Consider the following 20,277-nt stretch of genomic DNA (forward strand, 5'->3'; position numbering starts at 1 on the left):
TGAAACAAAAAGACGGATTAATTCTGATTATCCAGCATTGGCGCGGTCTGGCAGCTGTCGCGGACAGCGTGGAATAACCATTGCTAGAGTATGGGATTATCAGCACTGCAGAGTGAACCATGAATTATCCGACAGCTCAGTTTTTGCTGGCCGCGAAACAGGCAGAAATAAAAGCCCTGCAGCAGCTTTCGGCGAACTGTTTACTGGTCACCAGCGTTAGTGAACTGGTGCATCAGTTGCAACGTGAGCGTGGTATCAGCAATATTTTCCTGGCGTCAGACTGTGAAGTGTTTGTTGTGCAGCGCCAGCAGCAATTACTGCAAAGCACTAAAGCAGAGCAGCAGCTGCGTACCCAACTGAATCAGCAGTATCTGCAGGCGACCGAACCTTGTAATAGCAGCCGTTTACTGAGCGGAGTTTGTCTGGCATTGCAGGGTATGGATCATCTGGCTGAGTTACGCGAGCAGGTTGACAACCAAAAATTTACGCCGCTGCAATCGACCGAAGCTTACAGCAGATTAATTGCAGCCTGGCTGGCTGTAGTGCTGGAATCGGCTGATTTAGCCTGTGACGCTGGTATAACCCGTTTTTTGGTGGCGTTATTTAACTTACTGCAAACCAAAGAATATGCCGGACAGGAACGGGCATGGGGCGCTATGGGCTTAGCTTCGGGTCAGTTAACCACTGAGTTGGCCGAACGTTTGTTATTGCTGCAACAAGCGCAGCAACATAGTGCCGCTGTATTTTTGGAGTTTGCCACTGCATCACAGCAACAGCAGTGGCATCAGCTGGAACAAGCTACTGCGTCAAAACAACTGCAGCAATTAAGAACTATGATCCAACAATTGTCCGGTACTGCAGCACCGGTGCCTGCGGTCAGCGATCTCTGGTATCAGTTTGCCACTGAACGTATGGATGCTATGCATCTGTTACAGGCTGGATTAACCTCAGAGTTGCAGCAACTGACGTCAGCCACAGTCGATGCGGCACAGCAGCAGTTGCAGCAGCATCAACTGAAACTGACCGAACTGACAGAGCTACCAGCCAGTTCAGGTTTAACTTTATTAATTGACCCGGGTATGTTGGGTTTATATGGAGCTTCTGTTGTGCCTGCAGGTCAGGCCGAACAAAATGTGCAGGCACCAAGCCGATCCTTTTATCAGCTATTGTCTGAACAAGCCCAGCATATCCGTCAAATGCATACAGAGCTAACAGATGCCCGCCGCGCTATCAGCGAACAAAAGCTGATTGACCGTGCTAAGTTATTGCTAATGCAGTACAAAAAACTGACCGAAGAGCAAGCCTATCGCCAATTGCAGCAAAGTGCGATGAAGCAACAATGCCGTATTGCCGATGTAGCCGATGCTGTGGTGAAAGCGTTAAAGCCTGTGAAAACATCGCCTTAGTAACCCAGTTGTGGGTCAAACCACAGCGCTTTGTTGTGCAAAGGTGTTTGGGCTGGAAGAAGCGGGTTGTTCAGTGGAATCACAGTTCTGGATTTTAAATCGGCCTGTTGTATGGCGCTGCTGAAATGTTGTAAAAACAGCTGCTGCATGCTGCCATCTTCAATGGCACGCAGTAGCCCTATTTCAATGGCATTGGCCAGTTCGATATTGTCTTTTTGCACAAAAAAATACAAAGCAGCCGGGTAATGCAACACCCACTTCGGCGCAACTGTCAGCGACATGCCTGTTTTTTGCTGCAATTCTGGCCAGATTTCTGTAATTGAGCGGGGGAAATAATCAATACGTTTGGCCTGCAACATTTTGAACATAGCGTCAAAGTCACCGCTGCCTAATACCCGAAAATGATTGGCTTTTAAAATAGGGTAATCCGGCCAGTCACTGCCCTGAATAGACGGACTGGTTTTTAATTGCTTTTCATCCAGATGCTGAATTTTTTGTTCGTTATCGTTGTGAATAAGCAACAAACGCCAGCCAATTAAACCTCTGTCTATTGGAATACGGATGGGCTTGAGTTCTTTTTCCCGTTCTGGTGAGGTCATTGTCCAGACCACATCCAGTCCACTTTTAGAACCCAACTGGCGCAAAGTCCTGTGTTGGGTCATCACTTGGCCGCTGGGGACCAGCTGATACTCAGTGCCGGATTTCTCTATCGCCAGATGCAATAAAGCAATGGGGTAACTGCCACGGGCATCACCCAACATAGACATAGGCCATGAGTAGATCACTTGTTGTGGTTGTGCGCTGCTGAAAGCGGGCAACAGCATCAACAGAAAAGGCAGAAGCAGAAGACAAAACCGGGCTGTCATCACAGACATTGCATGCACTCCGTGGCGTTGATTTAGAAACTATAGAACATTTCAGCTGCAAGGTTAGTCGGCTGACTTCTGCTGATGTTATTTCGCCGAATATTTGCAGTTATAATCAGCGGCAAAAGTTGAGGGCAGGTAAAGAGATGACTGACGAATTAAAAATTGAAGATTTGGTGTTGGGGGAGGGCAAAGCTGCTGAACGTGGAGCTTTAATTACCGCACATTATCGTGGCTGGCTGGAAGATGGCACAGAGTTCGATTCGTCCCATAAAAGAGGCGAAGCTTTTCAGTGTATTTTAAGCAATAACAGAGTGATTCAAGGCTGGATTTTAGGCTTAAAAGGCATGCAGGTGGGTGGCAAACGTAAGTTATGGGTGCCTGCTCATTTAGCTTATGGCGAACGCCAGATAGGCACTATGATCCCACCACACTCGAACCTGATTTTTGAGATAGAACTGTTAGAAGTGCTGACGCGGGACTGATAACCCCGTCATCCTTGCAGCCGCAGCTTTGTTGACTGCGAGCTTTCGCCCCGGTCACATAGTGATCTATGCTCCCGGGGTCTCAATCTCTTGTCGCCGCGTTGCGACTTCAATGCTTTAGGGGTTGCGCCTTCATCCTTGTAGCCGCAGTGTTGCCGAAGAAACACAGCTGTTTTGTTATCAGTAGGTTATAAATTTGAAACCACTTACATTCAGCTGTCTTACTGCTCTGTTCTTTATCTAAATCTAGTTGATAACAATTCGTATTAGTGTATTATTCGCTCAATTTTATTGGGGGGTAATCATGGCGTTACAACAGAAATTCAGAAAGCTGCCAGTGGTATTGGCAGTTCAATTGGCTTGTATGGTGTGTGTGGTTCAGGCTGCAGATGACAAAACTGAAAAAGAAATTGAAAAGATTTCGGTGAAAGGTCATTACACAGTGAATGAAAACATTGATACAGCTACTGGTTTAGGTTTGTCTTTATTTGAAACCCCTCAGTCTGTCAGCGTGATTACCTCACAACGTATTATCGACCAGGGCTTCAGCGGTATTAATGAAGTGATTAGCCAAACTGTAGGTGTGTCGGCTAAACAGCTGGATACGACGCGTAATACCTTTAGTGCCCGTGGTTTTGATATTGATAAATACCAGATTGATGGTGTGCCTTTAGCCTGGTCTTTAGCCGGAGATTCCGGTGAAACCATCACTGACGTGTCGATTTATGAGCGTATTGAAGTAGTACGTGGCGCTACAGGCTTACTGACTGGTGCTGGTGATCCTTCTGCTTCTATCAACCTGGTGCGTAAACATGCAAATTCTGCTGAACTGACAGGCTATGTTAATGCGGGCATTGGTCGTTGGAATAACAGGTTTATCACTGCAGACGTATCGACTGGTTTAGATGCTGAAGGCGATTTACGTGTACGTTTAGTCGCGAAAAAAGAAGTTGGCGACAGCTTTATGGATATCCCTGAAGACGACAAAACTGTGCTTTATGGGGTAGTAGATGCTGATTTAACGGAACAGACTTCTGTTAGTTTCGGTAGCAGCTATCAGGATAACGACCCTAAAGGTTCGACCTGGGGTGGTTTAGCTGCCTGGTTTAGTGATGGTACTGCAACCAATTGGGACAGAAGCATCACTTCTGCCGCAGACTGGACTTACTGGGCCTCTACAAACGAAAACAATTTTGCCAATCTGGTGCATAACTTCTCTAATGGCTGGCAGGCTAAAGCCAGCTTCAATCAGACTCAAAATACTGCAGATACTCAATTGCTTTATATTTTCGGCTCACCAGACAAAGAGACAGGTTTAGGTTTGTCTCCATGGCCTTATAAAAGCTCAGGTACCAGCAAACAAAACAGCGTGGATGTGCAGTTAAAAGGTGATTACCAGCTTTTAGGTCAGAGCCATGAGTTTGTCGTAGGTGTATTAAACAGCAAGCAGGAAGCCCAAACAGTTACTTTTGCTCAAACCTCTGCTTTTGTTCCTGTCGGCAATTTCTATGAATGGACGGGTAGCACTTATCCTGAGCCGACCTTCTCTGGTACACCAGCTGTAGCAGTAGATTTAAACACAGAGCAGGATGGTTACTATGCGGCCACCCGTTTTTCTCTGACTGACGATTTAAAACTGATTGCCGGTGGTCGTTTATCCAAGTGGGAGCGCACTGGTGTGAACTACGGTGTTGTTGAGAACTTTGGTGATGACAGTGTGTTTGTGCCTTATGCTGGTTTGATGTACCAGTTGAATGCAAACCACAATGCCTATATCAGTCAGACTGAAATCTTTAAGCCACAAAATGCCCGTGTCGCTTCTGGTGCTTTTATTGATCCGCTGGAAGGCACAAACACTGAGTTGGGTTTAAAAAGCTCCTTCCTGGATGGCGCCGTACAAACTGCAGTGGCTGTATTCAAAGTGGAGCAGGACAACCTGGCTCAGGCTATTGGCACTTTCCCGCCTGTAGGGAACAATCTGCCTGAAACTATGTATCGTGCGGCTCAGGGTGTCGAAAGTGAAGGTTTTGAAGTGGAAGTGATAGGTCAGTTGATGGACAACTGGAATATCTCTGCCGGCTATTCTCAGTTTAAAGCCGAAGACGCAGCTGGTACTGAAGTAAATACTGATCACCCACGTAAAAAGCTGAACGTCTTTACGACCTACGACTTTGCTAATGAGTTACAAGGCTTAGTCATTGGTGGTGGTATCAGTTGGGAAGATGAGCAGTACAGTGGTACAGCACCAAAAATTCTGCGACAGGATTCGTATAGCTTGGTTAGCCTGATGGCCCGTTATGAAGTGACAGAACAGCTGTCGGTGCAGTTTAACGTCGACAACCTGTTTGATGAAACTTACTACAGCCAGATTGGTTTCTTTGACCAATACGGCTACGGCACACCACGTAACTTCACTTTAGGCGCGACTTACTCGTTCTAAAAGAATGAAAGGGTCAGAGTGTTAACTCTGACCCTTACTTTAAGCTAAAGCGTAATCCACACCTGCACAAATCACAGCAACCTGAGCTGCATTACACTGTTCCGGGCTGGCTTTAGGGCTATCCGGATACACCTCTGTAGTAGTCACAAATTTGGCATCTGTCATACCACCACATAATCCCAAGGCACGTTTCGGGTAATTCACCACGCCAAACTGAGCGAGTTTTTCACCGATCAGACAGCCATTTTCGTCTGCTTCGGCTATATGAGTGACTTTTTGCACCGCGTCGATAATAGCGCGTTGAAAGCCCGCTTCCGGTTTGTTGCTATCACCTACCAGATAAAAACCATCAGGAATATTCCAGTTGTGGTTCACAGTGCCATCACGGGCTGCTTTAGCTGGCCGGAATTCGCTGTTATCCGAATCTGTAGTTTCGTGCAGGTCGATATGCACCAAAACTTCACCACTGTGCTGACGGACAAAAGCCATAGCTTGCGTTGCTTCTTCGGACTGACTTTCTGCGCCAAAAGAGCGGTTAGGGTCTACTGCTTTTGGATTCCAGCGGTTAATGGTTTCATAACCCCAGGGGCTGATGCAGGGCAGAACCAACAAATTCACTTTGTCGCTGTAACGGCTGAACTGCTCTTTAACAAACTTAAGCGCACCTTGCACGCCACTGGTTTCATAACCATGCACACCACCAGTCACCAGTACTATAGGTTTCCCGGCTTGCCAGTTTTTGCTGCGAACAGCAAACAGCTCATACAAAGGTAAATCAAAACTGCGGTAATCCAGCTTACCGTAACTAACCAGTTCGGCTGTATCAGGTACATTCAGCAGCAAAGGTTTCACTACTTCGTCTTCATAACTGCGTTTAATCTGTTGCTCACTCAGCCACTGCTTTTTTTCAGCCTCGCCCCAAGGCGTGCCTACAGTACCTATGTGATAAATAAAGTCTTTCATTGGGCTGGTCATACCGCACCTTTTTTCTATAAATCAGATTGTTGTTATTCAGTGGTCATTTCATCGGCAATTTGCAGCAGACTGGCCGCTAAAGTAGCAGGGTCTTGTGCGCCGGAAATTAAGTAACGTTGATTAATGACAAAAGCTGGCACTGAACTGATACCCGCTTGCTGATACTGTGCTTCTTCGGTGCGCACTTCATCAATAAACTGTTCTGATTGCAGCACTTTTAACGCTTCATCTGCGTTCAGTCCGGCTTTTTCTGCGCATTTTTGCAGAACGTCAGCTTTTGACACATCTTCGGCAAAACCAAAGTAGGCTTCAAATAAAGCTTGTTTCATCGCTGTTTGTTTATCAAAAGCCGCCGCCCATTTCACCAGACGGTGCGCATCAAAGGTATTGCAGGTAAAACGTTGCTGCATTTTATCGAAGTTCAGCCCAAGATCTGCAGCAACCTGCATCATTGACTGTTGTGACGCGCGCATTTCATCTTCGCTGCGGCCATATTTTTTGCTCAGTGCAGGCAAAATCGGCTCTGGAACTAGCTTTGGATCCGGGTTTAATTCAAAGGCCCGCCATTGAATACTGACGCTGACTTTATCTTTTATGCTGTCCATGGCTTGTTCCAGCCGTGCGTAGCCAATGGCGCACCATGGGCAGGCAATATCAGAGACTAAATCTATATGCAGGTTTTTCATCACAGATCCTGAATCAGGGAAGTTTTGTTGGATCTGGTTACGTGAGCTCAGTATATCAATACTGGAACGGGGATTTGTTCAAATTGAGGTGGAAAATCTGCGTCAAAATAAGCAGCCGGATGCTGATTTCCGGCTACTTGTTATTGTTGCTTTATAGCAATGACTAGCTGTGGGGCAGTTTAAAACCGATAATTGATGCCGGCACTAAGGCTGTCCACATCTAAATCATCTTCGTCATCGCCTAATTCGGGTAAAACGGCGTATTCAAAATTGACGCTCAGATTAGAAGTAATACGCAACTCTGCGCCTGCGCCATAAATCAGACCATCTTCGCTGTGGCTGTCGTCCAGTATGCCGTCTTCATCATTGATATTGATGTCGTATTTGGTTTTATTAAAACCAGCGATGCCGTAAACAGATAAGGTTTCCAGCACTGGCCAGGACGCTTTGCCGAGCACTGAATAGCTGTTATCTATGCCTATTTTGACCCGGGTTAAGGCTCCGGAATACTCTTCATCCTGCACTCCCACACCTAAACGGCCTTCTATGGCAAAGATGTCATTAAACTTATAACCAGCCACCCCTGATACCAAACCAAAATCCCAGGATGCATCATCAACACTTTGCTGGCTGTACTGAGCACCAAAATAGAGAGGTTGTTCAGCGTGAGCCGAAAATACTGTCATTGAACAGCCTAAACCCATCAATGCTACTGCAATTTTTTTTAACATATTTTTCCTTAAATAGTCTGAGAATGCTGCCAGGCCTGGAGGCATGACCGGTGTCCTTGAATGGACTGAAGGCAATTTATGTTAATTATTGTGAATGTAAGATTAACGAAACTATGCTTTAGCAGTTCTGATCTTCGTCAATCAGGCTGACACTGGCATCATCCAGATTAATTTTGACAACCCCGGCAGGGCGGATAGGCAGGTAAAAGTCACGTTGCAGCAGATAGGGTGATTTTTCAAAGCAGCGCCATTGAATAGAGCTCACTGAACGCAACAACTCTTCCAATTGCTGTCGGCTATAAAAGGCACTCAGACCAAAACTTTGCAGCACAGAACCATCAGCTTTGTACAACACCACCACATCGCCATGTCCTGAGTTGTACCAGTTATCCAGAGTGATCAATTCGCCCTGGTTGCTGACATAAATAAACAAAGGCGAGACTTTATTTTGCAAAGACAATTGTTGATAGGGCTGATAGCTGGCTTGGTTATCCCAGCGGAAAAAACTGGCTGTGGCAAAATGAGGCTGATTACTGGCGTCTCTGTTAGGTAAAACGCCGGGCTCTATCCGCACCAGTATTGAGGCATCCGCACTTAATGCGGCCATTGGTTCAGGTTGCAGCCAGCTGTCGGCATCTATGATAAAACTTATCAGTAAAAACAGCAGCGCTATAAACTTCATGTCTGGATTCCTGCTTTGGTGATGCGCTTTATCATAAAGCAGATCTGGCTAAAATAAATCTGTGCCAGCAATTTACTCAGATAGGTTTTGGCTCTACACTTTGCGCGTTTTTTACACAGGAGGCCTTATGGCAAAAAAGACAACGGCTGAGCATGGCCGCGGCGAGATCCGGGATAATGCACTCAAAGCTTTAGTAACCAGCAAGTTATTTCAGATGCAGGTGGTGAAAGCGAAAAAAGGCAAAGGCTCCTACAGCCGCCAGAAGTTTAAACAAGGGCAGAAGTGTGATCACTCTGCCCTTTTTGTTTGTGTCATCCGCTAAATTTATTCATTTCCCTTCTTATTATTCAGCTCAGGTTCAAACCTTCAGGTTCATTCTGCCTTCGCAGGTAAGCAATGACTCACTTGTGATACCCAATTTTCAACCCACTAATGCATTAAGGGAATTTTATGTTTGAAGCCGAATTCAGCAAATTAGAGCAGTTAATTCAGAAATTAATTTCGGAGAATCAACAGCTCACAGCGCAAGTACAACAACTGGATCAAAAAGAGCTGCAGCTGCAGCAAGAATTGAAAAAAAGCATGGATCAGCTGGAAACCTTACAGTTGCATGCGATGGAATCTGATGATCAAAAGCAGCGGGCTCAGCAAAAACTACAGCAACTGACGCAGTTGTTTGAACAGCAATTGTCGGCCTGACTATGTTAAAGCAGCCGTTGGTCGTTGAGCAGAAAGTGGTAATAGCCGGTCGGGAATATTGGCTGCGCTGCACTGTAAAAGAACAGGCTGAACTGCAGGAAGCTGCGCGGCTGCTCAATAGCAAAATAGCTCAGGTGAGGCAGGGTGCTGGCCATTTGTCGATGGAACAAAGCATAGTGCTGGCGGCTTTAAGTTTGGGTCAGCAGTTGGTGACCCAGCAAAGTCCGCAACTAGAAGAATGCCAGCAGCGGCTAGCGAAATTAATGGCCTTAATGGAGGCCAAAAACTGAACAGTTTATTTAACTGGTTAAGTTTTAGTTCATCTGTATAAGCCACACTGAATTTTATAGATCACGCCAGTAAGTTACGGGCGCAACAGAACTTTTATTGACTCAGAAGGAAGGAACCCATGAAACAAGTGAAAGCCTGGCTCAGTGCCGCTCTGACTCTGGTGCTGGTAAGCGCCTGTAGTTCAACAGCTGATCATCAGCAAAAATATGCTCAGCTGTATAAAGAAACGCCAAAAAAACTAATGATAGTGGTACATGGTGGTGAAGCTGTGCCTGCTGAACTGATACAGGCTTTTAATAAAGAAGTTCCGGATATTGTCGCAGAGCATGGCTTTGAGATTGTCGATGCGCAGCAACGTCAACTGACAGAAGTACCTGCATTAACTGATGTAGATGCGGTACTGTATGTTGATGTTCAGCGTTGGAATAAGGATTATTCAGCTGTGATCGCCGCTGAATCTGTGTTGGAGCTTGAATTTAAACTAGTGTCGGCTAAATCAGATCAGGAACTTTGGAGTCATCAGGACAAATACACTAAAACCCATTTGTTTCTGGGTAGCGATGTGCTGTCTGAACTAATCCATCGTGCATTTTTTGAAGCCTCTACGGCCTATGAAAACCGTGCCAGTGCAGTAACGAAAAAAGCTTTCTCAGATTTTCCAGAAGTACTGGCGGCTAATCGTTAAATTACTTGCAAGGCTGGCTTTTGCTGTTGATATCGCAGATATGGATTTTGTTGGTGTAGTCCAGCCATAAATCCCATTCGGTTTGCAAAGGTAAGCTGCGCCAGACTTTGTTAAAGACATAAAGCGACTCTTTTCCGGCAATGGATTTATGCAGAATTTTGGAATAAGCGCCGCTTTTGCTTTTACATTCAGACACCCAGACCAAAGCAGGATAACCATTGACCGGTTCTTTGCTTAAGATTTGACTATCAAACAGCTCGTCGCAGTTACGTTGGCCTTGCTGATCATCAATAGTTTTGGTCTTCATCAGGTCGCTATTCGGCTGCTGCTCAAAGACAAAACTCTGTACATAATTCTCTGAATCAACAGCTTGCCAGCGCATTTCCGTGACATTATCCATATCATTTGGATTGCTTTGAGTCACTGTCCATTCGCCTTCAGGCAAAGGCATAGGCTGCTGTAGCCGTTCCGTGTAGCGAGGCATAGCACAGGCGGTTAATAACAAACTGCTGATCAAAACAAAGCTGGAATAGGTTTTCATAAGACTCAAATTATTTTGCGTTAACGGGAGCGCAGACTGATCTAAGCTCCCTGCATGGTTAAATGCTACAGGTATTTTTGTAAAAAGGCTAAATAAGCCTCTTGTGCCTTAATGCGATTTTCCTTTTTCATAAAGCCGTGGCCTTCATCCGGGAATAACACATACTCAACAGGTACATTCTGAGCGCGAATAGCTGCCACCATTTCATCACTTTCCACCTGCAGTACACGAGGGTCGTTGGCACCTTGCACCACCAGCACAGGTTTTTTCACTTTATCACCGTGGAACACTGGTGAAATACGGCGTAAACGTTCACCATCTTTGGCTGGGTCACCCAATTCAGCATACAAAGACTCGCGGAACGATTCCCACCAGGCTGGAATACTTTCTAAAGTACGAACCCAGTTAGTGACACCAAAAATATTGATGCCCACTTTAAACTCATCGGTAAATGCCATAGCTGCCATTGTCAGATAACCGCCGTAGCTGCCGCCCATGACACCTATGCGATCAGCCTCCACCCAGTCCAGCGATTGCAGGTATTTTTTACCATACACAATATCCTGTAAATCGTGTTCGCCGTGTTTTAAATCGTCCAGATGAAAGAAGGTTTTGCCATAACCACTGGAGCCTCTGTTATTGACGGATAGCACCGCATAACCCTGATTCACCAGATGCTGAATCGCAGGGCTGTAGCCGGTGCGCGACTGACCACCTGGGCCACCGTGGATCCAGATTAAGGCCGGAACTTTAGCTGTGCTGCTTGCTTGCTGCGGTTTATACAGCAGCGCTGGTATAGCTAAGCCATCAAAGCTTGGGAAACGTACTACTTCACTTTTTACCAGCACGCTTTCATCTATGGCTTTATCCAGTGCCTGAGTTAAACGTTCTGCTTTAGGTTCGGATAATTTCCAGACAAACAAATTCGACGGGCTGTTGTCGGCGTTGACATAAAAACTTAAATACTGGCTGTCATCCGAAAAGCTGATATCCCGTAAATCACCAGCTGGTAATTCCGGCAGTTGCAGCGCTTTGCCTGTGCTTTGTTCTGTGATGCTGATTTTGGTCGACGCATCAGCGTTCACTGCTTCTACTTTGTATTTATTATCTTTGCTAAAGCCAATGTACATAATGTCCCAGTCGGCTTTACTGTATGGCTGCACCGCTTTTTCAGCGATGTTATAGGCAAAAGCTTCACTGAATTCTGATTTTTCGTCTGAACCAAAAATCAGCTGATTATTGTCGCGGCTAAAACCATAAACTCCATGAGACACATTGCCTTCATGCGGTGTGATATGTACTGGTGTTTTGTCAGCGCTTTGCAAATCGACCAGATACAGGTTGTTATCGGCATTGGTACGTTCTTTGGATAAAGCTATATAACGGCCGTTGTCGCTTAAAGCTCCTATTTCGTAGCCTTCATTATTCTGATAGACCAAAGTGCGTTCGTAGCTGCTGCTGTCGTAGCTGTACAGATCAAAAAACTTTGGATCTCGTTCGTTACTCATCACCCAGAATTTATTGTCCTCTGTCCAACCAATAAACTCGGCTTTGTGTTTATCACCAGGGGTTAAATCTTTGACCGAGCCGTCCAATTCACGCACATACAAATGATGCAGCTCGTTACCGCCCTGATCGGCGCGATACAGCACCCTGTCATCTTGTGGAAACCAGCCAACAGGTAAAATAGATTCTGTGGTGGAGCTGGTCAGGGGTGTCCAGGTTTTGCCGTCCAGACTCACTTTGTATAAGTTAAATACACCTGTTTCATCGGATGCAACCAACAGCGCATCGGCTTTGTGGTTAATGTCATTGCCCGTATAGGACTTAGTGGCATAAAACTGAGTTGGAGTATAACTTGGCAGAACTGCGGCTTTTGTTGCCACTGTAGTTTCTGCAACTGAGGTAGCAGTATCGGTTTTTGGTGTTTTATCACAAGCGCTGAGTAGCAGAGTGCTGGTCAGCAGCGCCAGATAGAGTGGAGTGCGCTTCATACAATATCCTTGTTTTAAGAATGTTTCAGAGTTTTCCTAACACTACTTAAAGTCAGGACCGGAAAAAAACGCCTGTGAATATAAGCAACACAGGCGTTTTTGCTAGTAAAACCCTATTACAGCGTCAAGTCGGCAGCAATGGAAACGTATGAATAATCTGACCATTCGCCTCCGAATATGTCAGCGTCATCCACCCGGCTCTTTTTCACAATACCCTTAAGTGCACTTTGGTAATTCGTTTCACTGGCATATTTGGTTAATGTAAGTTCAAGATAAATATCCGATGCAGTCTCTAGTTTATCTTCCATGTTGTAATCTTCGGGTAATGCGTTTTCCGGGTATTTTCCTTGCATTGGACCATAAAATACTTCGGTGTATTCGGAGCCATCCATCAGGCTGATGTCTGCACGTATTGAAAACATCGCGTACTGATTTGCATTGGGAATAGAGTAGGACGTTGAGTCAGAGCTGATGAAATTGTCAAAAGCCGCCGCAAGCCCCTCCAGCGGGCTCATATCTGGCATAGGCAGAGATGGGGTGTCGGACTGCGCAAAGTTGACGGCCTTTCTGTGGCCGGCAAAAACATTCACCGACTGATTATTCTCAGTCACCTGATAAAAATAGGTCCCGCTCAGGTGAGTGCGTGTCAACGTATCTAGCTCGGTAATGACCGGCGCTTCTATACTGCCGGGAGCAAAGGTAGTGCTGAGCATATTTGCTTCGATTTCATGGGTAATTCTGAGATTGTTGAAGTTTGTATCAACATTAATCGGATAGTAGGTTGCGAATTTATCCAGCTGAATTTCTAGTTCAGTATTGATATCGTAATTGGTCAGGCTACCTGCTGCTAATTCTGTACTTTGCGAATTTAAAACTGTTAAGGCAGGCCAGCTTTCGCCCGGAGTTCGGCAAATCTGAACATCTCTGAATACACCGCTATAGGTTGATGTTTGTTGAAATGGCACCCGATCAGTCGCTCCAATTAAGGTAATACGACTAGAGGTCATGCCTTGAATTGAGCTAGCTTGTATATCTTTGGTTGTGCACTCGCAGTTTGAGGCAGAAGTGCCAGCAGCGTAGAATTTACCAAGGTCGCCAACAGGGTGCTGAGCTCTGGATTGAATATAAGTCCTGGTTCCGGTAGATGTCTCGGCCTGAGTAATCAAGGCGATATTGACAAACTGAGTGGTGGGGATCGTAGCTGTGATTTTTCCTTGCGCATCAGGTTTGTGCCGGCTTTTTATTGCCCAGTTATCGTCGTAAACAACAAGTTCAGCGTGGGTTGCCGGGATTTCTGTCAGACAGAGAGTTTCCTGCACTATGTCAGCGCTTAGAGTTACAGTATTGCTCCCTCCGCCAGTGCCGCCGCCTCCTGCTCCTCCACTGTCATTGCTACCTCCACCGCCGCCACATGCGGTAAAAAGCAAAGTACTGCCGATCAAGGTTACTAACTTAAGTTTGTTCATTTTGAGTCCTTTCTGAATGGTGAGATTAACCTGTCCTGTTGCCACAATAACCAATTACAATATTCATTAATATGGTTTTGTATTATTCAGCCCAACGTTGTTTAATTTCAAGGATTTGTTGCAGGTTTTCATCCAGCAGATCCACCAGCCGTGGTTCAAAATGCAGGCCTTTCTGCTGATGGATATGCTGTAGTGTTTCTTCAATACTCCAGGCTTGTTTATAAGGGCGGGCGCTGGTTAAAGCGTCAAATACGTCGGACAAGGCGACAATACGAGCTTCGACAGGAATTTGTTCAGCGGAAAGACCATAAGGATAACCTGTGCCATCCCATTTTTCGTGGTGATACAAAGCCACAGCTTTGGCCATTTTTAACAAATCAGATTCGCAATCACCAATGATCTCAGCCCCTATCAGCGGGTGCTTTTGCATCTCTTTGTATTCTTCAGCTGTCAGTTTGCCGGGTTTCAGTAAGATATTGTCGGCTATGCCTATTTTGCCTATGTCGTGCATAGGGGAAGCATGTAACAAGTCTTCGGCTTTTTGTTCGCTAAAACCATAAGCTAAAGCCAGGACCTGAGCGTAGTGGCTCATCCGCATCACATGTAGGCCGGTTTCATTGTCTTTGTATTCAGCAGCCCGGCCTAAGCGTTGGATCACTTGCAGCCGGGTTTGTTTCAGCTCCTGTGCTTGCACCAAAGACAAATGAGTTTTTACGCGAGCCCGCACTACGGCAGGGCTGATGGGTTTAGTAATGTAATCCACAGCTCCCACTTCAAAGCCTTTAGTTTCATCCATTTCGTCTTTTAAGGCTGTAACAAAAATAACTGGAATAGCGCTGGTGGCAGGGTTGGCTTTTAGCCGTGCGCAGACATCAAAGCCTGTTAATCCCGGCATCATGACATCAAGCAAAATTAAATCAGGTTGTTCTTTTTGTACCAGCTGTAAGGCTTCTTCACCACTTTTGGCAAATAACAAACGGTATTGCTCCTGCAATACAGTGCGCAGCACTCTTAAGTTAGTGGGTTCATCATCCACCAGTAACAGGCTTTGTTTTTCTGTCATCAGAGCTCTCCTTCACCCAGCTTTTTCTTTAACTGCTCCAACAGTTGTAACGCCAGGTTAAAGTCAAAATCGTTCACAGCGTCCAGTAACATCATCAATACCTGCTGATGTTCGCCACTGTAGTGAGACAATTGTTCTATCCCTTGATCGTCCAGTTCGTTTCTTCGTAAAGACTGTTGCAAGTTATCGAGCATAGCGGCCAGTTGCTGGTTATCCAGTTGTGTGGACTGCATCTTTTCAGCAGCAGGTTGTTCTGACAACAGCTTCTGATGTTCAGCTTCAAATTTTGGCCAGCAGCCAAGAATTTTTTGCAGTAATTCAGCTGCTCTTTGCTGCTGTTGTTGTCGCGCCGCTTGCTCCAGTTCGGCACAAACTCTGCTTAACGGATCCAGCCCCAAATTCGCACTAACGCCTTTAATGGCATGAGCTTGTTGCTGTACAGCGTTATAGTTTCCTGCTTGCAGCTGTTCAACGGCTAACTGTAATTGCGGTCGTTGCTGCTGCAGAAATTGTTCTAACTGCGGCAGATAAGTCGTCAGGTTGCCCCAAAGTTGCAGAGCTTTTGGCAGGTTCAATAACTGATCTGTGGTTGTAGCTTGAGAGTGCTGCGATAAAGGTTCACGCACTTCAATATTTAACACGCGGGCTATCTCAAAACTCAAAGCTGCGAAGTCTATAGGTTTAGTAGCGAAACCCTGCATACCTGCCTCTTTGGCTGCAATTTTATCTTCGTCCAGCACGCTGGCTGTTAACGCGATGACAGGCAAAGTGGTTTTGCTTTGTTCCTGCTCCCACAGTCGTATTTGCTTGCAGGCCTGCAGTCCATCCAGATTCGGCATCTGAATATCCATCAGCACCACGTCAAAGCTGTGTTGTTTGATAGTTTTCACTGCTTCAATACCGTCAGTCACAGCTGTTACCTGATGTCCTGCACGTTGCAGCAAGAGTTTTAACAGCTCCAGGTTCTGAGGTATATCATCGGCAATCAGTATATTGAGCGCAGGTAAAGCAGGTACATAACCTTGTTGGCCAGTTGCGGTGGCTTTGCCGGTTTGTAGCGGCAGGCTGAATTCAAAACAACTGCCAACACCTTCAGTGCTTTGCACTGTAATCTGGCCGCCCATCAGCTCAACCAGTTGTTTACTGATGGTGGTGCCAAGGCCTGTACCACCAAAACGACGGCTCATCGAGGCGTCAGCCTGAGTAAAGGCATCAAATATCTGTGGTAAACGATCAGGCGCTATGCCAATACCAGTATCAAAAATACTGAACAGCAGTTGCAGATTGGTTGTGGGGGCAACTTTCACCAGTACAGTGCCTTGTTCGGTGAATTTAATGGCGTTACCAATCAGGTTAGTTAATACCTGACGTAGTCTGTCTGGTGCGCCGTAATAAAATTCACCCAGTTGTGGCGACAGTTCCAATCGTAATGCCAGTTGTTTTTTCCGTGCCTGGATCCATAAAGTCGACACCACTGAATCCAATACAGCGGGTAAAGAGAAATCCTGTAACTCCAGCTCAAGTTTGCCTTTTTCCAGCTTGGCGCTGTCGAGAATATCGTTCAGTAAATGCAATAACGAATGAGCTGAACCATGGATAGTAGCCAGATGTTTTTTCTGCTCAGCGGATAACTCTGAGCTTAATAACAGGTCGCTGAAGCCAATAATGGCATTCATTGGGGTGCGGATTTCATGGCTCATATTGGCTAAAAAAGCACTGCGGCTTTCAGCGGCCAGTTCAGCTTTCTCTTTGGCTTCCAGCAACTCGACTTCCATTTGTTTGCGCTGGCTGATATCCATTAAAAAACCGTCCAGCCAAATGATTTCACCTTCTGCTGATTTTATCGCTTCGCCATACTCCAGCATCCAGCGGATGGAGCCATCTTTATCAATGATCCTGTATTCAATGGTGAAATGCCCTTGGTACAAGTCCAGCTGAGTGGTGGTGCTTTTATCGTCCGGATGCACTAAATCGGACCAGCTGCGCTTCGGGGTTGGCAACATAAAATCGCTGGCAGGGTAACCGGATAAGGTTTCAATGGCGTCACTGATAAACACCATATCCCAGTTTTTATTAAACAAGCAGCGATAGGCTGCGCCTGGAATATTGCCAATCAATGAGCGGAATTTTTCTTCGTTTTCTTTTAATGCCTGCTCCATCTGCAGGCGACTGCTGATGTCGGTGATAAAAGCCACAAAGATATCTTCATCCGGCAATTTGGCATGACCAATAGCCAGCCGCACAGGCACAGCATGACCATTTTTATGCACTGCTTCCACATCACGGCCTATGCCTATGATTTTTGCGTCGCCTGTGGTCAGGTAGTTATGCAGATAGGAGTCATGATCAGGACGGATGGTCACAGGTGTAAGGATATTGACGTTTTTATGCAGTAGCTCAGCAGCTGTCCAGCCAAAAATTTTCTCTGCTGCTTTGTTCATGCCCTGAATAAGGCCCTGAGCATTAATGGTGACTATACCGTCGACCGCAGTGTCCATCATAGCTAATAAGCGGCTTTCACTGACTCTGGCCAAAGCGCTGGCTTCGCGGTATTTCAACAGCAAGTTAATAGCGACCACTAAACTGCTGATCATCAGAGTAGTGAAGGTAATACCCATAGCGAGCACTAAAGGCATTTCACCTGCTTGTGTATCCGGCTGAAACCCAACTGGCGGAACAAAACGGGCCGCTGCCATGCCAGTGTAATGCATGCCACTGATAGCGCCGCCCATCACTAAGCTGCTTAATAACGTCAGCCACTGTGGTGCCAGATTAAAACGTTTTAAACCGAAGCGGATCCAAAGAGCAATTATGGCAAGTACCACTGCCACCAGAATAGAGAGTAAGAACATCGGCAAGTCGTAACGCAAAGCGACCGACATTTGCATGGCGGCCATACCGCTGTAATGCATAGTGCCTATGCCGGCGCCCATCAATAGCCCACCCAGCAGTAGCTGAGGCAGGCTGATGTGTTTTTTACTGATGAGATCTAATGCCACCCAGGAGGCGGCTATGCTCGGCAGCATAGATAAAGCGGTAATACCGAAGTGATAACTGACATCTGTGCATAAGGCAAAAGCCAGCATGCCAATAAAATGCATCGACCAGACACCACCGCCAAGTGCGATACTGCCACTGCCAAGCATCATTAAACGCAGCGAGTTTTTACTGACACTAATAGCCTGTGCTGTAACCTGCATCGCCATAGCAGAGGCAAAGACCGCAATTAAAAACGACAACAGCACCAAACTAAGATCGTAGCTGCCGGATAACAGCAATGGATCGGCTGGGTGTTCGAACAACTGACGTAACCAATCCATTTACTCTACCTCTACTGCTTCAATTTAGTGTTGAGCGGCATAGTCCTCTACTGCACGCCAAACTCTTAGTGTATTACCGGATAAGACTTTTTCAATTTCCTGCTCTGTGTAACCACGCTCTAATAAGCCACGGATCAGGTTAGGGTACATAGAGACATCTTTTAACTGCTCTGGTAAGGAATCACCTACACCGTCAAAGTCAGAGCCTATGCCGACATAGTCTATGCCCACCAGTTTTTTCACGTAGTCGATATGATCCAGCACCTTAGCTAAAGAGGCAAATGGATATGGGTTTTTCTTTTTATATTCTGCAGTAAAAGCGTCTTTATCGGTCTGGCCTGAAGCTTTAAAAGCACCATCCCGCTGTAAACCCCACTGATTGGCTGCTGAAACGACAAAAGCTGAACCAAAGTTAATTTGGATCACACCACCATTTTTCGCCAGGGCCTTGATCATCTTGTCGTCCATATTGCGCTCAAAACCCGGCACAAAAGCCCGTAAGGAGGAGTGGGAGGCAATGACTGGTACTTTACTGATCTCAACGGCCTGATAAAACGCATCGTCAGACACATGGGAGATATCTATCATGATACCTGTCTCATTCATGGCTTTGACCAGTTCTTTACCAAAAGGACTTAAGCCTTTCCACTGCCGACGCAAGTCGTAGCTGGAGTCGGCTATATGATTACTTTCGGAGTGAGCTAAGGTGATGTAACGAATACCACGGTCATAAAAGTGCTGCAGGTTTTCCAGCTTACCTTCGATAGGAGTGCCGTTTTCCATACCCAAGGCTAGCGAGATTTTGCCTTCTTTAAAGTGTTTGGCTAAATCGGCGCTGTTGTAGGCCATAGCAAATTTATCCGGGGCGCGGCCCACTAAAGCTTCCATATTGTCGATCAGCTGGTTTGCCAGCAAATAACCACCGCCTTTTTTCTCGTAAGAGGACGGAATGTAAATCGACATAAAAGGCGCATTTAAACCACCGGCTTTGGCGCGGGGGTAATCAAATTCACCTCTTTTGGTGGCTTTGGTCACATCTTCCCAGTCGTCATGTAAGCGGTAAGGTACATCGATGTGAGTGTCGATAATAAGCGTACTTTGAGCGATTTTATTGGCTTGCTGGCTAAAGTCTGCGGCTTGGGCCTGTAAACCCAAAGCGGCGATTAAACTGATACTAAGTAGAGTAAAGCGCATAGATCCCTCGATAGTTTGAACTGCAATGCAGTCGTTTTTTCCTTAATCTATCGCGCTTTGTACTTTGGGTATAGAGCAAGCTCTGTTTCTGGTCGCAGTTTTTGCCCTTATGGCAGCAACCAGCCGGATAACCATAAGCTGTATAAGGCAGAAGTGTGCAAAAGCACTGTCAGCCAAAACAGTAATTGAAAGCTGACTTTACGGTTTTTATGCCGAAACCAATGCTGCGCTACAAAAGCTGCTGGCCAGCCGCCTGCTAAACCTAACAGCAGCAAGGTGCTTTCCTGAGTGCGCCATGCTTGCTGCTCTGCCGCTTTTTTATCGCGCCAGTAACCAAACAAAGTCACAGCGTTCATCAATACAAACACATACTTCAGCCAACCCGGCACTAATAGCTGCCAGTCCAGATACAGCAACCACAAGGTCAACAGCACAAAAAGGCCAATACTGAATTTTAAACTGAAGCGAAAAGCTGAAGATGTGGGCTGCATTTGGGGAAATCCTCTGGACTATATAGATGACAAATTATTTCAAAAGGTACGCATTAGTAAAAATTAATAAACACTTTGCAATGATTTCCCGCACTGTTCCAGCGGTAGCCTGCTCTAAGTCTATCTAATGTAAAGAATACTAGCTGAAGAGCCACTGAATTGGTGCTGTTTTTTTAGTAACACTATTTAACAACCCTGTGGCAGGGGCGGTTGTAAATTGGCCATCCTTCGTTGTTTATGTGAGCAATGAAGTGAATATACC

At 46.0% G+C, this 20,277-nt stretch carries 19 protein-coding genes; 7 read left to right on the forward strand and 12 right to left on the reverse strand.

Annotated elements, in window-relative coordinates; all coding sequences use genetic code 11:
• Positions 1–119: 119 nt before the first annotated feature.
• Positions 120–1,406 carry a nitrate- and nitrite sensing domain-containing protein gene (locus LSG34_RS11000; RefSeq protein WP_233009145.1) on the forward strand — a complete coding sequence of 429 codons (1,287 nt, stop codon included), beginning with the start codon at positions 120–122 and terminating at the stop codon, positions 1,404–1,406.
• Here LSG34_RS11000 and LSG34_RS11005 read toward each other — a convergent pair.
• Complete coding sequence (locus tag LSG34_RS11005; RefSeq protein WP_233009146.1) at positions 1,403–2,281, reverse strand: substrate-binding periplasmic protein; 879 nt, start codon at positions 2,279–2,281, stop codon at positions 1,403–1,405. The genes LSG34_RS11000 and LSG34_RS11005 overlap by 4 nt on opposite strands.
• A 137-nt stretch (positions 2,282–2,418) precedes the next feature.
• Here LSG34_RS11005 and LSG34_RS11010 point away from each other — a divergent pair, with 137 nt between their 5' ends.
• Complete coding sequence (locus LSG34_RS11010) at positions 2,419–2,757, forward strand: FKBP-type peptidyl-prolyl cis-trans isomerase (protein ID WP_233009147.1); 339 nt, start codon at positions 2,419–2,421, stop codon at positions 2,755–2,757.
• A 304-nt stretch (positions 2,758–3,061) separates the two neighbouring features.
• Positions 3,062–5,197: a TonB-dependent siderophore receptor gene (locus LSG34_RS11015; RefSeq protein WP_233009148.1), complete on the forward strand. Its 2,136-nt coding sequence runs from the start codon at positions 3,062–3,064 to the stop codon at positions 5,195–5,197.
• Between the two features lie 39 nt (positions 5,198–5,236).
• Here LSG34_RS11015 and LSG34_RS11020 read toward each other — a convergent pair whose 3' ends face one another.
• The 4 genes from LSG34_RS11020 to LSG34_RS11035 all read right to left on the reverse strand — a co-directional run bounded on the left by LSG34_RS11020 (position 5,237) and on the right by LSG34_RS11035 (position 8,271).
• On the reverse strand, positions 5,237–6,172 hold the full coding sequence (locus tag LSG34_RS11020) for a M14 family metallopeptidase (RefSeq protein ID WP_233009149.1): 936 nt from the start codon (positions 6,170–6,172) through the stop codon (positions 5,237–5,239).
• 32 nt (positions 6,173–6,204) lie between these two features.
• A complete protein-coding gene (locus LSG34_RS11025; RefSeq protein ID WP_233009150.1) occupies positions 6,205–6,858 on the reverse strand; it encodes a DsbA family oxidoreductase in 654 nt (217 codons plus the stop codon).
• Positions 6,859–7,037: 179 nt separating this feature from the next.
• Positions 7,038–7,589: a porin family protein gene (locus LSG34_RS11030; RefSeq protein ID WP_233009151.1), complete on the reverse strand. Its 552-nt coding sequence runs from the start codon at positions 7,587–7,589 to the stop codon at positions 7,038–7,040.
• A gap of 118 nt (positions 7,590–7,707) precedes the next feature.
• Positions 7,708–8,271 carry a hypothetical protein gene (locus LSG34_RS11035; RefSeq protein WP_233009152.1) on the reverse strand — a complete coding sequence of 188 codons (564 nt, stop codon included), beginning with the start codon at positions 8,269–8,271 and terminating at the stop codon, positions 7,708–7,710.
• Positions 8,272–8,398: 127 nt separating this feature from the next.
• Between LSG34_RS11035 and LSG34_RS11040 the strand changes: the two genes are divergently transcribed.
• The 4 genes from LSG34_RS11040 (at position 8,399) to LSG34_RS11055 (ending at position 9,946) form a co-directional block, all read left to right on the forward strand.
• The gene (locus LSG34_RS11040; protein WP_233009153.1) at positions 8,399–8,593 is read left to right on the forward strand and encodes an alternative ribosome-rescue factor A; all 195 of its coding nucleotides are present in this window, start codon (positions 8,399–8,401) and stop codon (positions 8,591–8,593) included.
• A 128-nt stretch (positions 8,594–8,721) separates the two neighbouring features.
• Positions 8,722–8,970: a hypothetical protein gene (locus tag LSG34_RS11045; protein ID WP_233009154.1), complete on the forward strand. Its 249-nt coding sequence runs from the start codon at positions 8,722–8,724 to the stop codon at positions 8,968–8,970.
• Positions 8,971–8,972: 2 nt separating this feature from the next.
• Entirely contained in the window at positions 8,973–9,260 is a 288-nt protein-coding gene (locus LSG34_RS11050) for a cell division protein ZapA (RefSeq protein WP_233009155.1), read from the forward strand.
• Positions 9,261–9,379: 119 nt separating this feature from the next.
• Positions 9,380–9,946: a GNA1162 family protein gene (locus tag LSG34_RS11055; RefSeq protein WP_233009156.1), complete on the forward strand. Its 567-nt coding sequence runs from the start codon at positions 9,380–9,382 to the stop codon at positions 9,944–9,946.
• Position 9,947: 1 nt separating this feature from the next.
• On the opposite strand, the gene LSG34_RS11060 is transcribed toward LSG34_RS11055, so the two are convergent.
• From LSG34_RS11060 to LSG34_RS11090, 7 genes are all read right to left on the reverse strand, one after another.
• Positions 9,948–10,487 carry a hypothetical protein gene (locus LSG34_RS11060; RefSeq protein ID WP_233009157.1) on the reverse strand — a complete coding sequence of 180 codons (540 nt, stop codon included), beginning with the start codon at positions 10,485–10,487 and terminating at the stop codon, positions 9,948–9,950.
• A 65-nt stretch (positions 10,488–10,552) separates the two neighbouring features.
• Positions 10,553–12,481 carry a S9 family peptidase gene (locus LSG34_RS11065; protein WP_233009158.1) on the reverse strand — a complete coding sequence of 643 codons (1,929 nt, stop codon included), beginning with the start codon at positions 12,479–12,481 and terminating at the stop codon, positions 10,553–10,555.
• A 116-nt stretch (positions 12,482–12,597) separates the two neighbouring features.
• The gene (locus LSG34_RS11070) at positions 12,598–13,947 is read right to left on the reverse strand and encodes a hypothetical protein (protein WP_233009159.1); all 1,350 of its coding nucleotides are present in this window, start codon (positions 13,945–13,947) and stop codon (positions 12,598–12,600) included.
• 82 nt (positions 13,948–14,029) lie between these two features.
• Entirely contained in the window at positions 14,030–15,010 is a 981-nt protein-coding gene (locus LSG34_RS11075) for a response regulator (RefSeq protein WP_233009160.1), read from the reverse strand.
• The gene (locus LSG34_RS11080; RefSeq protein ID WP_233009161.1) at positions 15,010–18,330 is read right to left on the reverse strand and encodes an MHYT domain-containing protein; all 3,321 of its coding nucleotides are present in this window, start codon (positions 18,328–18,330) and stop codon (positions 15,010–15,012) included. The genes LSG34_RS11075 and LSG34_RS11080 overlap by 1 nt, the downstream gene beginning before the upstream one ends.
• Positions 18,331–18,354: 24 nt before the next feature.
• Positions 18,355–19,524, reverse strand: coding sequence for a dipeptidase (locus LSG34_RS11085; protein WP_233009162.1), 1,170 nt, complete (start codon positions 19,522–19,524; stop codon positions 18,355–18,357).
• Between the two features lie 107 nt (positions 19,525–19,631).
• Entirely contained in the window at positions 19,632–20,015 is a 384-nt protein-coding gene (locus LSG34_RS11090; protein WP_233009163.1) for a DUF1294 domain-containing protein, read from the reverse strand.
• Between the last annotated feature and the right edge of the window lie 262 nt (positions 20,016–20,277).

Source organism: Rheinheimera faecalis (genome assembly GCF_021290965.1).
GTDB classification, from domain to species: domain Bacteria; phylum Pseudomonadota; class Gammaproteobacteria; order Enterobacterales; family Alteromonadaceae; genus Pararheinheimera; species Pararheinheimera faecalis.

Excerpts from the sequence above, each read along its gene's own strand:
- LSG34_RS11025 (WP_233009150.1), bottom strand. The coding sequence starts at position 6,858 with ATGAAAAACCTGCATATAGATTTAGTCTCTGATATTGCCTGCCCATGG.
- LSG34_RS11045 (WP_233009154.1), top strand. The coding sequence starts at position 8,722 with ATGTTTGAAGCCGAATTCAGCAAATTAGAGCAGTTAATTCAGAAATTA.
- LSG34_RS11070 (WP_233009159.1), bottom strand. The coding sequence starts at position 13,947 with ATGAACAAACTTAAGTTAGTAACCTTGATCGGCAGTACTTTGCTTTTT.
- LSG34_RS11030 (WP_233009151.1), bottom strand. The coding sequence starts at position 7,589 with ATGTTAAAAAAAATTGCAGTAGCATTGATGGGTTTAGGCTGTTCAATG.
- LSG34_RS11015 (WP_233009148.1), top strand. The coding sequence starts at position 3,062 with ATGGCGTTACAACAGAAATTCAGAAAGCTGCCAGTGGTATTGGCAGTT.
- LSG34_RS11060 (WP_233009157.1), bottom strand. The coding sequence starts at position 10,487 with ATGAAAACCTATTCCAGCTTTGTTTTGATCAGCAGTTTGTTATTAACC.
- LSG34_RS11090 (WP_233009163.1), bottom strand. The coding sequence starts at position 20,015 with ATGCAGCCCACATCTTCAGCTTTTCGCTTCAGTTTAAAATTCAGTATT.
- LSG34_RS11050 (WP_233009155.1), top strand. The coding sequence starts at position 8,973 with ATGTTAAAGCAGCCGTTGGTCGTTGAGCAGAAAGTGGTAATAGCCGGT.
- LSG34_RS11020 (WP_233009149.1), bottom strand. The coding sequence starts at position 6,172 with ATGACCAGCCCAATGAAAGACTTTATTTATCACATAGGTACTGTAGGC.
- LSG34_RS11000 (WP_233009145.1), top strand. The coding sequence starts at position 120 with ATGAATTATCCGACAGCTCAGTTTTTGCTGGCCGCGAAACAGGCAGAA.
- LSG34_RS11065 (WP_233009158.1), bottom strand. The coding sequence starts at position 12,481 with ATGAAGCGCACTCCACTCTATCTGGCGCTGCTGACCAGCACTCTGCTA.
- LSG34_RS11005 (WP_233009146.1), bottom strand. The coding sequence starts at position 2,281 with ATGTCTGTGATGACAGCCCGGTTTTGTCTTCTGCTTCTGCCTTTTCTG.
- LSG34_RS11040 (WP_233009153.1), top strand. The coding sequence starts at position 8,399 with ATGGCAAAAAAGACAACGGCTGAGCATGGCCGCGGCGAGATCCGGGAT.
- LSG34_RS11080 (WP_233009161.1), bottom strand. The coding sequence starts at position 18,330 with ATGGATTGGTTACGTCAGTTGTTCGAACACCCAGCCGATCCATTGCTG.
- LSG34_RS11075 (WP_233009160.1), bottom strand. The coding sequence starts at position 15,010 with ATGACAGAAAAACAAAGCCTGTTACTGGTGGATGATGAACCCACTAAC.
- LSG34_RS11055 (WP_233009156.1), top strand. The coding sequence starts at position 9,380 with ATGAAACAAGTGAAAGCCTGGCTCAGTGCCGCTCTGACTCTGGTGCTG.
- LSG34_RS11010 (WP_233009147.1), top strand. The coding sequence starts at position 2,419 with ATGACTGACGAATTAAAAATTGAAGATTTGGTGTTGGGGGAGGGCAAA.
- LSG34_RS11035 (WP_233009152.1), bottom strand. The coding sequence starts at position 8,271 with ATGAAGTTTATAGCGCTGCTGTTTTTACTGATAAGTTTTATCATAGAT.
- LSG34_RS11085 (WP_233009162.1), bottom strand. The coding sequence starts at position 19,524 with ATGCGCTTTACTCTACTTAGTATCAGTTTAATCGCCGCTTTGGGTTTA.